The organism is Crateriforma spongiae (assembly GCF_012290005.1).
GTDB lineage: Bacteria > Planctomycetota > Planctomycetia > Pirellulales > Pirellulaceae > Crateriforma > Crateriforma spongiae.
Genome location: NZ_JAAXMS010000003.1, coordinates 661,276 through 673,447, shown reverse-complemented (window position 1 = coordinate 673,447; position 12,172 = coordinate 661,276). Strand labels below are relative to the sequence as shown.

14 protein-coding genes are annotated in these 12,172 nt (G+C 57.3%); 1 reads left to right on the top strand and 13 read right to left on the bottom strand.

Features of this window, described 5'->3' with window-relative positions; genetic code table 11:
* Window positions 1–252: a hypothetical protein gene (locus tag HFP54_RS10745; RefSeq protein ID WP_145295076.1), complete on the top strand. Its 252-nt coding sequence runs from the start codon at window positions 1–3 to the stop codon at window positions 250–252.
* Window positions 253–1,222: 970 nt separating this feature from the next.
* On the opposite strand, the gene HFP54_RS10740 is transcribed toward HFP54_RS10745, so the two are convergent.
* The 13 genes from HFP54_RS10740 to HFP54_RS10680 all read right to left on the bottom strand — a co-directional run bounded on the left by HFP54_RS10740 (window position 1,223) and on the right by HFP54_RS10680 (window position 12,148).
* Entirely contained in the window at window positions 1,223–2,014 is a 792-nt protein-coding gene (locus HFP54_RS10740) for a hypothetical protein (RefSeq protein ID WP_145295074.1), read from the bottom strand.
* Window positions 2,014–5,196 carry a phage tail tape measure protein gene (locus HFP54_RS10735; protein ID WP_168565100.1) on the bottom strand — a complete coding sequence of 1,061 codons (3,183 nt, stop codon included), beginning with the start codon at window positions 5,194–5,196 and terminating at the stop codon, window positions 2,014–2,016. The genes HFP54_RS10740 and HFP54_RS10735 overlap by 1 nt, the downstream gene beginning before the upstream one ends.
* A gap of 274 nt (window positions 5,197–5,470) precedes the next feature.
* On the bottom strand, window positions 5,471–5,971 hold the full coding sequence (locus HFP54_RS10730; RefSeq protein WP_145295068.1) for a hypothetical protein: 501 nt from the start codon (window positions 5,969–5,971) through the stop codon (window positions 5,471–5,473).
* Between the two features lie 22 nt (window positions 5,972–5,993).
* Window positions 5,994–6,407: a hypothetical protein gene (locus HFP54_RS10725; RefSeq protein WP_146439901.1), complete on the bottom strand. Its 414-nt coding sequence runs from the start codon at window positions 6,405–6,407 to the stop codon at window positions 5,994–5,996.
* Between the two features lie 27 nt (window positions 6,408–6,434).
* Window positions 6,435–6,992: a hypothetical protein gene (locus tag HFP54_RS10720; protein WP_145295063.1), complete on the bottom strand. Its 558-nt coding sequence runs from the start codon at window positions 6,990–6,992 to the stop codon at window positions 6,435–6,437.
* Complete coding sequence (locus tag HFP54_RS10715) at window positions 6,989–7,432, bottom strand: hypothetical protein (RefSeq protein WP_145295060.1); 444 nt, start codon at window positions 7,430–7,432, stop codon at window positions 6,989–6,991. Before HFP54_RS10715 ends, HFP54_RS10720 begins: the two co-directional genes overlap by 4 nt.
* Window positions 7,429–7,800 carry a hypothetical protein gene (locus HFP54_RS10710; protein WP_449252304.1) on the bottom strand — a complete coding sequence of 124 codons (372 nt, stop codon included), beginning with the start codon at window positions 7,798–7,800 and terminating at the stop codon, window positions 7,429–7,431. Before HFP54_RS10710 ends, HFP54_RS10715 begins: the two co-directional genes overlap by 4 nt.
* A 5-nt stretch (window positions 7,801–7,805) precedes the next feature.
* The gene (locus tag HFP54_RS10705; protein ID WP_145295056.1) at window positions 7,806–8,084 is read right to left on the bottom strand and encodes a hypothetical protein; all 279 of its coding nucleotides are present in this window, start codon (window positions 8,082–8,084) and stop codon (window positions 7,806–7,808) included.
* Window positions 8,085–8,089: 5 nt separating this feature from the next.
* Entirely contained in the window at window positions 8,090–9,100 is a 1,011-nt protein-coding gene (locus tag HFP54_RS10700) for a hypothetical protein (RefSeq protein ID WP_145295053.1), read from the bottom strand.
* Window positions 9,090–9,701: a hypothetical protein gene (locus HFP54_RS10695; RefSeq protein ID WP_146536989.1), complete on the bottom strand. Its 612-nt coding sequence runs from the start codon at window positions 9,699–9,701 to the stop codon at window positions 9,090–9,092. The genes HFP54_RS10700 and HFP54_RS10695 overlap by 11 nt, the downstream gene beginning before the upstream one ends.
* Window positions 9,702–9,724: 23 nt before the next feature.
* The gene (locus tag HFP54_RS10690; RefSeq protein ID WP_168565099.1) at window positions 9,725–10,075 is read right to left on the bottom strand and encodes a DUF2190 family protein; all 351 of its coding nucleotides are present in this window, start codon (window positions 10,073–10,075) and stop codon (window positions 9,725–9,727) included.
* Window positions 10,076–10,084: 9 nt separating this feature from the next.
* Window positions 10,085–10,414 carry a DUF2190 family protein gene (locus tag HFP54_RS10685; protein ID WP_168565098.1) on the bottom strand — a complete coding sequence of 110 codons (330 nt, stop codon included), beginning with the start codon at window positions 10,412–10,414 and terminating at the stop codon, window positions 10,085–10,087.
* 48 nt (window positions 10,415–10,462) lie between these two features.
* Window positions 10,463–12,148, bottom strand: coding sequence for a phage major capsid protein (locus HFP54_RS10680; RefSeq protein WP_206036132.1), 1,686 nt, complete (start codon window positions 12,146–12,148; stop codon window positions 10,463–10,465).
* Between the last annotated feature and the right edge of the window lie 24 nt (window positions 12,149–12,172).

Here is a 12,172-nt window from a genome sequence, read left to right as displayed (position 1 = left end):
ATGCTCGATGAGCTTGAGCTGCTCATGCTCGAACTACTCGACGAGCCACTGCTGCTTGATGAGCTTCCCGATGACGAGGATGAAGATGATGACGAGGGCGACGATGAAGAACTGCTCGAAGAAGAATCGCTGCTAGAACTGCTGCTGGAACCTGAACTCGACGAACTGCTGGAGCTTGATGAGCTGCTCGAGCTACTGCTGCCATCGCAGCAACGGCAACCAATCGTCAAGTACGCCGATGTGTCTTCGTGAAAGTGGCAGACGATCTGTTGGCTCGCCAGCAACGCGTAGTCGCACACGTTGTAAACCGAGACGGCAGGGCCAATCGGTTTCCATCCGCCATCAAATCGAAGTTCACGAGCCGTTCCCCACGACTTTGCTTTGATACGTTTTGCGGGTTTGCAGAGAAGCGTTTGCTTTGGCGGGTCGATCACCCAGGATCGCTGACCGTCGAACTGAACTTCCAAGTATTGCTTTGGCGAATCGGCGATCGGTCCGCGAATACGCTGCGCCGAGTGATTCCGAGCGGTGATTCGTACTGTGCCCCCAGCCGGATCGGTGACCGCTTCGATCTCGCCCGCTTTATCGAGTTGATAGAGGTCGCAGTCCGCACTGCCCGTCCGCATTCCTCGGCGACCAGCGATACCGCCGGTCGGAACCTCGACAAGGTAAACCGGATCAGCAGGCCGCCCGACACGAACGACTGCCCATTGGTCACCGAGTTGGTTAAGGTCACGTCGCCACAGAATCTGTGCCGATCCATCTGGTTTCGATTGCAGCGTGTCACCGGCCGATTCGCCAACGTCTGCAAACTTATGCCAAGTCTTGACGACGTTGACTCGCGCGGCCACCACGCCATCGAACACCACGCGGCCGACCTTGTCTTCCGCGATCGGTTCGATGGCGACCCCAACGCGACCTGTGTGTTCATCCTCGGTCGGGCGCACGCACTCGATCGTTGCGTCGCGAACAAAGCGGGCCAGTTCCATTGGCCCGACGGTCGGATCGGTCAGCGGCGACTCAAAGCCGACGATTCCGCCAATCGGAACCGTGGTTGCCGATAGGTTGTGAACGCGAACGGTTGCGGCGTTTCGCAGATGCGTGCGAGGACCACCTCCTCCTGGCAGCCGATTGCGATGAGAGGCTTCGGCAGCAACAAGCAATCGGTTGTATTCAGCGGCGGTGATCGCAAACTGATCGCCTGGTTTTACGCGTCGGGTCACTAGCTGATCCCCAACACGTTGAAGTTTCCTCCGTGATAGACCTGTTCAACGTACGCTGCCTCAGGAACTTGCAGCACGCGATCGCCGACCACTTTCTCGCCGTGTTTAACCCACAAGTAGTCCCAACCCTGCTTGCTGATCCCGGAGATGTTTCCAACCGTCATCGCGAACTCGTTCGGACGAGCGGCGAAGTGGTAAGTCACATCGACCCAGTTCTGCTCATCCTCGCCTCCTTCGCCACCGAGAAACAACGCTTCGCCAGGAGAGAAGATTGACCACGCTGTCGAATTCACTCGGCCGGTCATCGACACCATCGCAAGCAGATAAGCCGTCGAGACGAACTCAAACTTCTTGCGAACGGAGAACTCAAACGCTGGAACCGTGATGTCGACTCCGGAAACGCCAGAATCGCTGACGCCGATCGCTCCGTGATAGACGGGAGCCGCGATCCCCGGCGCGGAGTAGATGCCTCGAGTCTGCAATGACTGATTCAGATGGGTTGTCGCTCCCGTTGTACTGAATGAAACCGGATCGAGCTTGGTCTTGTTGATCGTGACGCTGACCAGAGCATGCTTTTGGTTGATGAACTCCGAGTCGATTTGCAGATACGGGATCAGCTCCTTGTGATTCGCTTTGTAGTACTGATACAAAGCACTCGCAGCTGCGGCCGGATCGACAGCCCCGCCATTCGTCGCAACATAAGAAGTGAAGTCGGAGTGTGATTTACCGCGTGAGGCCTTTTCGGAAAGAGCCGCGACCTCGAAGTCGTATCCACCAGTAGATATTGACATCAGCTAAACACCAATCCTCCCGACTGCGAACGCTCAACAAGGCGTCGAGTGTTCTCAGCGGTTTGGATGATTGCACGTTTCATGTCCTCGCTAAATTCGCCACCGGACGTCGCAGGTAATTGCAATTGCGAAGTGCTGTTTGTGATCGCAGAGTCAAACGCCGCAAGTGAACGTCCAACGGAAGCGAATGCTTCGGTAATCGCGGCAACGTCCAGCGTCGGTGAGGATTCCAGATCAGTCGGCTCGGACTGATTCATAGGCTCTGGCAGATCGAACGGGACATCGACTGGGTTCTCGGCGATGACCTTGTTGTCTTGCTCGCCGCTCACGATCGGATCGTCGGCTTGTTCAGGCTCCAACCTCAACTGCGGCGCAACGATGACTTCTACGAAATCGTTCTCAGCGGCAATCGGCTCCAGCTTCTTGAGTGGCTCAGGAGCCCGTTGCGGAATCGTCGAAGCTCCACTGCCGAGCCCCAAACCTCTCGCATCAAAATTGCCGGCGACTTCGGTTCGATCAGTTTCGGGACCGTCAGCGAACTGATCCATCGCTGCCTGAGCGTTTGGGTTCAGGTCGAGACGTAGGTCTTTCGCGTTGGGGGGCTGCAACTCGGGATCGTCGATGCCGGGGAGATCGACCTTGGGAATGTCGACTGAACCGGGCTCAGGTATCTTGGGCGGAGCGACTGGTGGTTCCGGCGGAGCGGCCTCGTCGGGTTTCGGCTCAGCATCGGAAGGGGCCGTCGCGTTGTTGGCTCGTTGCACCGCAGCATCGAACTCGGCCTGCGCGGTTGCGATTTGATCGTCGCGTTCCTTGTTGCGATCTTCAAGGGTTGGTCGCCCAGCCTCGCGTGCCGCTTTCGCTTCCGCTCGCATTTGATCGAGCGTCCGTTGCACCCCGACGGTCGTGTCGTCGATGATTTGTTGGCGATTGTTCTGCGCCGCATCGTTTTCGCGGAGCTGTTGTTCCTTGGATTGATCGACAACCGCGTTCTTTGCGTCGGTCTCATCGTCGATCGCCCGCATGTCGGCGTCGATGTCTTGACCTTCGCGAGCCTTGCGTCGCGCTTCGAGTTGTGCGGCGATGCCCTTTTGCATTTCTACGCGGTTGGCTTCGATCTGCTCCTTGCGTTTGGACCGGCGACGCTGGCGCTCGATGATCGCCTGCTGGCGTTGTCGTTCCTCGGCAGAATCGGCCGCTCGAGTGTCAGCGTCAATTTTCGCCATTTCGACGTCGACATTGATGTCGTCGTCGAACAGGCCTTTGAGCTTGATCCAAGCTTTCTTCAAGAATCCGACGGTCGAGTTCCACATTGACTTCACTTGACCAACGAACACGGTCCATGTGTCGGCAAGATAATCGACGGTTTCAACCCAAGCGTTCTCAACGCCGGCCAATGCGTTGATGAGCACTCCGCCGATCTGCACCGATACGTCGCCGGCGATGTCAACGAGTTCGTGAAGTTTTAGGAATCCCTTCTTAAGAAACCCAATTGTGTTGTTCCAACCCTTCTGCACGGCGGACGTGAGGATCGTCCAACCGTCTGCCATGAATCCGAGCGTGCTGTTCCATACGCCAGCGAGCCCGGACAAGGCACCAATGAGAACATCCCCGATCGCATAGGCGGAGTCGGCCCACACGTCTGAGATATATTGAGTGAAGTCCGCCCAGATACCTTTGATGTAGCTCGTTCCTTTGACCCATTGGAGTTTCAAGTAGGTCCACAGCACATCGGTCGCCGCAGTGATGTCACCAGCAGCTAGCGCGTTGGCGATAGCACCAAAGGCGGCGAGCGTGTCGGCTTTGAGTGTTTCAAATAGACCTTTCAGATACTCGACTGCTTGGCCGGCGATTCCTGTGGAGTAGAGGAAGTAGCCACCAAGCGCTGCAACCGCCGCGACAACAAGGCCAAGCGGTGTGAACAACATTCCGACCGCCGAGACGATGACGCCGATGGCACCACCGATGAATGAGAAAATGGTTGCGAGCCCACCAACCGCGAACGACGCAACGGCAGCGAACGAACCAAGAGCGAACAATGCCGCGCCGATCGTGAAGATGGCGATGGCACTCGCAGCGGCAATCTTGACGATCTTCTGATTCTTGTTGATCCACTCGATCACACCTGACGCGGCGCGGCTGAAGGCTTGCACCATCGTGGTGACGCTGCCTTCGAGTGATTCACCGATCGCAATCGCCACGCCCTCGATGGAAGACTTCAGGATTCGGAACGCTCCGCCGAGTCCGCCTTCCATTTCCTCAGCAGTCTTGCCTGCGATCCCGCCAGCCTTTTGCAGCTCGGAATACAACTCGCGGGTATCGGCCACGCTCTTTCCAATCGAACTGGCAGCGGTGATGCCCAGCAGCCCGAACACCTCGTTCAGTTTCTCAGCCTTTTCGGCCGTTCCCATCTTCTCGGTTGCAGCAGCGACTTCGCCGAGAATGTCGACGAGTGATCGGGCATTGCCTTTCGCATCCTTGGTCGTGACGCCAAATGTGGTTTTGAATTTCTCCGATTCGGCGGCACTGATCGTCAGCAAACGACGCATCGCATTACCGGCCGATGAACCCTGGATACCCATATTGCCGAGCGTACCGAGGATCGCGAGTGTCTCTTCGAGACTCATGTTCGCATCGGCAGCGACGGGGCCGGCATAGGACAAAGCCTCGCCAAGAGATTCCACCGTGTTGAACGACTTGTTCGCCGCGGCGGTCAGGCCATCCGCAACCCGCGTTGCTTCGCCGGCTTCCATTCCGAACTGACGAATCGTCGCTGCCATGATGCCGGACGCCTGCGTCGCATCAGTTCCCGTCGCACGGGCCATGTTCATCACGGCCGCCGTCATCTTCTCGATCTGCTCCGGCTTGAATCCGGCGCGACCGAGTTCGGTCATCAGCGAGGCGACTTCGCTGGCAGAGTAACTGGTGGTTGCTCCGAGCTTCTTTGCCGTATTGCGAAGCGATTCAAGCTGCGATCCAGTCGCTTGTGTGATCGCGGCGACGCCTCGCATGGCATCGTCGAAGTTGGAGAAGATTGCGACGCTACCGGCCAATGGTGTTGCGGCAGCCGCGCCGAGTCCCATCAGTTTGGTGCCGAGCAACCGCGTTGACGCACCGAATGATTCCAATCGCTTTTGAGCGGATCGAAGACCTTTGACGAATGCTGAATCCTTGGTCAGCAATTCGACGTAGGCGGATCCGGCTCGGACTTGGGACATGGAGACTCGTTCTCACGGGGCTGGAAGACTGCGCCGAGTAGATGGGCGACTTGTTCAACAGTGGCTTTCACTGGAACCGGTCGAGTGACCGTGTAGGGATTGAAGTCATCGGGCTTAAACGGTTTTCGACGACGTTTGCGATCGCGATTGATCTCGGCCGTCAGTGCCATGACGCTCGATGCGATGTGCCAATCGTGCTGGCGTTTCGCTTCGGCCATTTGGACGAGTTGCCGAAGCGTCAGTGGTCCGGGGTCGACTCCGATGATGCCGGCGAGTCGGATGATGAGTCGCTCGATGTCTGCACCGCGAGCTTGCGTTCCAGGTCCTCCACAATCCGGTCCACCAGATTGGGATCGTCCAGTCGCTTCTCGATCGCTTCCAATCCCCGCGTCTCGATCATCTTCTGCTTGTCGGCCGCCTTCCGCAGAAGGCGGCGGCGGGACTCCGGGAAATACGCGACCAACGCATCCACCAATGCCTTGCAGGCTTCGTCGATCGAGTCGCCCGCCAGTCCCTCGGCGAACGCTTCGTCGTCAACGTCTTGTTGATCGGCTTGCGGTTTGCAGATCGCGAACAACACATCACCGAGCAACAACGGATCGCTGGAAAGTCGCGTGACAAGGTCGCCGTCGATCGCGTCCAGCAATCGCACGTCGGTGAGTGCCTTCACGCGGCGAAGCGTCGTATTGTCGATGTCAACGATCCAGACACGACCACGACGATCAATGAATTTCTGCATGGAGTTCCGTTCCGAGGATTACTTAGGGCGTTCCGCCACCAACGTTCATGCCGCTGCCAGACGAAGATTGGGTTGGCTTCAAGGTGACGTCGGCCGACACCACTTCTTCGAGGTTTTGATTGACATTGAAGTTCATGACTTCACAGGTCAGTGTCAGCGAACCACCAGCATCCGAAATGCCAACGTCAGTCGGCGTTCCGCTACTCCACAGTCCTTGCAGCATCCCAAACGCGGTGTCGCCGTTCTTGTTGAGCACCGTGAATTCGATCGACGCGTCTTTTAGAGTGCCGACTGTGGCTCGCCAGCCGTTGTTGTCACGAGTCGATGCGTCGGCTTCGGCCTTCTCGAGATTGACCGTCAAATCCTTGACGTTCTTGATCTCGGCACCGTCGATCGTCAGGACGGCATCGAGACCGAGTTTCACTTCTGCTGACATGTTTCGATTCCATCCGTGGTCGAGAGACTATTTGACCGAGTCACGCCAGAACTTTGGCAGGCGTGCTTGATTGGCAATGAGGGCAGGTTTCATGAACGGGCGTGCGGGATAGCGGCGTGGTTTACTGGCTCCGCGGCGTTCGTTCTCTTCTTCTATTAGTCGTGTGGCTCGGCTGGCTTGGGCGATCGTTAGCAGTTTGATGCGGGCAAACTTGCCGGGCTGTTTTGCACGGATCGGCCCGAATTCGCCAACGCGAAACCGATGGCGTTTCAGTTTGCGTCGCTTGGTGACAACGCCTCCGAACTCATGCAGGTTCCACAGCCGGCCGGCAATCTCGTTGACTGGGCCAATGACTGCCTCGCCGCGATCCCGATTGACTTCGTAGCGAAGCACACGACGTAGCATTCCAGTCGGTGAACTGGGCGGCGATCCTGGGTTGGATGGTTTCTTGCGTTTGCGGATCGATCGTTTGGCGGTCATCCGGATGGTGCCGGCCGCATGATTCATGCTTTTGAAGGTCGCTTGGTTGACCTTCTTTTTCAGTTGGGCCGGTGTGAATCGCACGCGAGCCCTGATGTGCATCATTTCGCCAGCTCAAACGTCAACGTCAGTAGGCTCGTGAATTGATTGAACTGGGTCCAGTGCTCGGAGGAGTACAGGACTGAGTTCTCGACCTTAACGCAGCGGGCTGCCACGAACGAATTGAGTCGTTTGAGCCTGAAGTAGTCGGCCAGTTCTTCGACAAAGAACACCAATGGGTCAATTTCCTTGGCATCGCCCTTGCTGAACTTCTTTTGGACGGCGACGTCGATCGTGGCATGGTATTTGTTCGATCCTCGATCGAGCGGGAGGTATTCCACCTCGCGAGGCACAACCGTGACTCGCAGTTCCTTCATGTCCTCGAGATCGAAGTTGGGAACGTAGAGTCGCTGAGCGGAGAGGTTGGTCTTGCTAAAGTCGCCGGTGTTGATTTCCGCGACGACGCTTTCGGCAATTTGAATGACGGTTGCAGGCGTTGCTGTCATGTGATCGTGTCAACCAGTTTGGTGTGGATGCGGAGTTTGACGCGGAATGGATCGCTGTATCGCCAAGGTGGCTCGTTGCCAATTGACATCAGCTCGTAAACGAATGTCGTGTCACCGTCGGTTTCGAGGATGCGATCGCCGCGGCGAGGCCAGGTGCCGATGTCGGATTGCAGCAAGTCCTTCGTGTTAATCAGAAAGTCTCGAACTTGAGCACGCGTGATGACGCCTTCGCCGTCGTCCTGTTCGTATTCTGATTTGCCAATCGTGGCGGACAGTTCGACGGAAACTTCGTCACGCTGGTACACCACGTCTCGCGAGGCATGTTTGGTCAGCTTTGCAGCTAACCAAGACTGGCCTCGATGCAGCATGTCACTCACGATTTACGGGGCTTCGATGCTGCTGTCGTTTTGGTCTGAAACAAGACGGTTGCCTTTGCGCCAAGCTCTTCACGCCAGGCTTCATCAGCTCGACGTTGATATTCGTCAGCGATCGCCTCTGCTTCTTCGCTAAGCTGCTGTTGCCGAAAGTTCGCTGGCCGTGTGAAGGACTGAACGAAGTTCGGGGTCGATGCGTCGCGATCTCGCTTTTTCGCCGGCAAAATCGCAAACGCGACCAAGACCAGGACGACGACGGTTGCAATTCCAAGAATCATGAGTTTTACAGGCCTCGTTTGATGAGAATGAATCCGAGCAACAGAACCGCCACAAAGATCAACGCGAGGGTGGCCAATTCACCGGCTCCCGCCCAAATCAATGCGTTGCGACCACTAGAGTCTCGGTCGAAGAGTCGATCGCGGTCGCCGTCACGATCCCGATCGAACGGCCGCCAAGTGTTGTCGACGGGTTCGATAGGGCAGTAACCATCGGGGCAGTCTTCGGACGAAAGCTGCATCGTTGGTGAGATCGCAGCGTCCCAGGAATAGCCTCGCGTCTTTAGCGCGCCGGTTCGTTGGGCCTGCCGCGTTTGTTGATAGAGTTCGTATCCGTGACGCAGATCGTCGAAGAGTTCACGAGCAGTTGACGGCAACATGGTGTGACCGGCCGCATGAACATGCCCGCCTGTCGAGTCCTGGAATAGCACCACAGGGAATTGATTTGCCGGGACAATGTCCGCATATCGCGTTCGATACAGTGCATTGGATTCAGTGTAGACCTGAAATGCACACTTCGATTTCAACTTCACCAGGTTTGGGTCCGTGTTGAACCAGTCAAGCAGACGCTGGCTTTTGGCGTCACTGGCAACGAACAAGGCGATTTGATAGCGATTCTTCGCTTGTTCGGGCGGCGTCACGGGTCGCGTGCTGCTCGACGCGGGGGTGACGATGATCGGAGCTGGAACCGTTGGAGCTGTTGGCACCACACGATAGGGCTGCACAATTCGATGCGGCTCCGCAGCGGGAATCGTGTTCGGCGGACAGGGCGGGCAGTAACCAGACTGCTGTTTCAGCTCGCCCTGTGCTTCCAAGTTGACACGCGAAGGTTGCGGCAACTGTTGGATTCGCGATCCAACCTCGCTTGTGGGCCGCGCCGGCGGCAAACGCCAGGAATCGCTCGTGTTAGCCGCCGGTGTTCGGTGCAACGCCGTGAACACCGCTCCGAGCATCACCGCATGCAGCACTGCGACTACAATCAGGCCGACGCTCAGCCGGATTCGGATTTCATCTTTCATCAATGACCTCGTAGCTTCGGTAGGGCAAGGAACTGGCGGGGTCTTCCATCACCGTCAGGGCGAACCCGCCGTAGCCGGCCCAAAGACGCACGAACTGTTCACGCGGTGTGAGTTCAAATCGGCCGGGATAGTTGTTGTCGAGAATGGCTGCGTATTGCCGGCCGTCGCGATTGACCCAGCCGACGAAGGTGCAGCAGTGAGCCGGCTTCCACCACAGAATCGCACCGCGCCGCGTCGCCGTTGCCCAGTCAAGGAAACGAGGATCCGCTTTGACGGTGTAGCTGTAGTCGATGTCCGCAGCATCAAGTCGGTTTCGCAATCGTGAATCCCATTCACCGTCGCTGTAGGTTGCTCGCCAACGCTCGCCGAGTTCAAACTCGTTGAGCCAACGAAGGTGATTCACCAGCGATGCGTGAACACAGCTACCTTGGTTGAGACGCCCCGTCCAATTTCGTTGATGCAACTGAGTGGGGAGATTGGCGATCGGTTGTTCGGGCGGAGGTGCCGGAAGCGAGCGGACTTGAACATCGCCCTCCGGCAAACAGCCCGTGCAAATCAGCAGCAAGCATGCGACGACAAGCGTGCGCAGTTTCGCTTCCATGCGAGGACCTCGTGTTGGGGTGGTTACTGAAGCAGTTTCACTTTGACGGTCAGTGAACTCGGTGGCGCGTCTTCAACCGCGATGCCGATCATCGAGTGTGCGTAAGCGTTTTTGATGACGTGGTGACTGATCTTGGACCAGTAAAGAATGGTGCCGGCGGGAATGTTGGTTGTCGGGTCTTTGACCACATCGAATACGCCAGCAACGGTGATGCTGCCGCGAGAGTTGGCACAGATGCCGAACTTGGCGACGCCGACCAGCTTGCCAAGGACAACGACATTGCCGGCCGGAATCTCAACGTCGGTGACGATCGGGACCGTCACGCCGTCGTGGACGTAGATCGCCCCGACGGGTGCGATGATGGGGTTGCTCACAGGTGGTCATCACTGGCTCAGGCGAACGCGAACGAAGTTGTCGGTCGGCGCGGCGTCAGCAATGACCTTGCCGAGCAACACCGATCCATCGGGCACTTCAGTGACGATGCCGTCGGTGGTTGCGTAAATCTTTTGTCCAGCGGTGTAGGTCTCCGCATCAGCCGGGTCCTTGGGCATGTCGAACACGCCTTCCACAGCGATCGAGCCGAGCACATCGGCTTTCAGATCACGTTTGGTGATGCCTACCAAATCACCTTGAATGACGATTGATCCAACAGGGACATCGACATCGGGTGTAAAGTCGACTTGTTTTCCGTCGTGAATGAATTGAGCTTGCATGGGACTTTGTGTTTACGGTGAAAGAAGAAGGTCAACGTCAGCAGGCGATTACTCGCCGGCGACTTTCACAGCGGCTCGGTGGTCTTGGCTGTTGACACCAAAGTCGATGTAAGACCGGAAGCCCATGCCAAGCGTGTTCGGAGGCATCTCGACTCGCTCGATGATCGGCGTTCGACGACCGTTCAGAAACACGATCTCGAACGCTGGCAGCACCTGCGGATTGGCGAAGAGATACCACGCGGCAGCACTGGCACCGGGGTAGTAGCTGTCCGACAGATGTGGCGTGCTGATGATCCGGTACTTGTTGCGGTGAGGGTTGTCGACAGGAATTTTCGTCGGCGACCCTTGCGCGTCGATCATTAACTGCGACGAACCCATCAATAGTTCAGCTTCAGTTTCCAACTCCACCGGCACAACCAAGTACTCAGGCCGGATGTTAATCGGCTTTTGATCTTTGGGCTTGCCGCCAGGACCAGCTTTCTGCTTGCGGAAGGTTGTCTTGGCAACGGTCAGTGCATCCGGGCCGAACTTAGTGTCCGCTCCCTGCAGCAAGTTGGCGTTGGCGGACGAGAAGAAGCCAGCGTTCTTGAGCAGCAGCGTGAAGAACAAGTCGTCGATGGACTCCGCACCCGATCGTCCCATTTGCCGCGGGATATCCATGAACGCTGACAGGTCATCGTTGATGATGTCGTGCCGGGTCAGCGTGAGGATCTGACCGTAGGTGTCAGCCTTGTTCGAGTACTTCTGTTCGGACAGTTTGCCGTGTTTCAATTCGCCATCGGGAGCAACCTGTTCAAAGCCGCCAGTGCCAAGCAAACGGTATCGAGCCACTTCCTTAAAGTCGGTGACCGTTCCGACGCTGCAAAGATCGAAGGCGGCGATCGGCGTGTTTTGATAGGCCGCCAGCAGCGTCTTGTTCATGACGTTTTCCATGATGCTGGGTAAGCTCATGGAACTGAAACCGGCACGAATGGTTGCCGTTCCGTCGCCAAAGACGCGAGGCACGTCGATGCCTTCCATGCGAGCGCACTCGGCGACGAGTTCACGTAAGCCAATGTGACGTAGCGGGTTGGCGGCGTCGAGCGTCTTTTCGCCATAGCTGGCCAGCAGCGTCTTCTCTTCGATGCCGACCGACAGGCAGGCGGCAGCCTCAAGGACCTCGCGACTGTATCGTCGTGAGTTTTGCGTCTGTTCGGGAGCCTTGGGGCGTTCGCTTCTCAGCACGGCGAGTTCCGTTTTGGTAGTGGACCAGCCTTGCTCAATCGCGTCGGCTTCAATATCGGCGTGATTGCCCGCACAGACTTTGCGAATGCCGGCGATGCGACGAGATTCCGCAGCGGCCTCGGCACGCATGTCGCTGACCGGTGAGGTGGTCGCTGTTTTGGTTTCGGTCTTTGGCTTCGTGCTCATATTCAAACTTGCGTTGACGGGTTCGAGATCGTCGGTGGGATCGGTTTCGGCATCGTCTGGCTCGTCGGCGTCAGCCAAGCCGGCCGCGACGCGAGCCTCGGTGTCGTCGTCAGCACCCAAAGCGACGAACGAAACCTCGCCCAGCGTGGACTTACGAGCGACATAGACCGGCCCTTTGAACTCGCGGCCGTTGGCGTTGGCTGTCTTGCCTTCAGGAATGAAAACAACCTTGTCGGCACTCGCCCCCAGCGATGCTTGCCATGGAAAACCGTTCTCACTAGTCGCGATTACTTCCTGAGCCGTCGCACCAACGCCCGAGATCACGCCGGCGACTTCGAGCGACTTGTC

Excerpts from the sequence above, each read along its gene's own strand:
- HFP54_RS10730 (WP_145295068.1), bottom strand. The coding sequence starts at position 5,971 with ATGCAGAAATTCATTGATCGTCGTGGTCGTGTCTGGATCGTTGACATC.
- HFP54_RS10695 (WP_146536989.1), bottom strand. The coding sequence starts at position 9,701 with ATGGAAGCGAAACTGCGCACGCTTGTCGTCGCATGCTTGCTGCTGATT.
- HFP54_RS10705 (WP_145295056.1), bottom strand. The coding sequence starts at position 8,084 with ATGATTCTTGGAATTGCAACCGTCGTCGTCCTGGTCTTGGTCGCGTTT.
- HFP54_RS10710 (WP_449252304.1), bottom strand. The coding sequence starts at position 7,800 with ATGCTGCATCGAGGCCAGTCTTGGTTAGCTGCAAAGCTGACCAAACAT.
- HFP54_RS10715 (WP_145295060.1), bottom strand. The coding sequence starts at position 7,432 with ATGACAGCAACGCCTGCAACCGTCATTCAAATTGCCGAAAGCGTCGTC.
- HFP54_RS10685 (WP_168565098.1), bottom strand. The coding sequence starts at position 10,414 with ATGCAAGCTCAATTCATTCACGACGGAAAACAAGTCGACTTTACACCC.
- HFP54_RS10740 (WP_145295074.1), bottom strand. The coding sequence starts at position 2,014 with ATGTCAATATCTACTGGTGGATACGACTTCGAGGTCGCGGCTCTTTCC.
- HFP54_RS10725 (WP_146439901.1), bottom strand. The coding sequence starts at position 6,407 with ATGTCAGCAGAAGTGAAACTCGGTCTCGATGCCGTCCTGACGATCGAC.
- HFP54_RS10745 (WP_145295076.1), top strand. The coding sequence starts at position 1 with ATGCTCGATGAGCTTGAGCTGCTCATGCTCGAACTACTCGACGAGCCA.
- HFP54_RS10700 (WP_145295053.1), bottom strand. The coding sequence starts at position 9,100 with ATGAAAGATGAAATCCGAATCCGGCTGAGCGTCGGCCTGATTGTAGTC.
- HFP54_RS10720 (WP_145295063.1), bottom strand. The coding sequence starts at position 6,992 with ATGATGCACATCAGGGCTCGCGTGCGATTCACACCGGCCCAACTGAAA.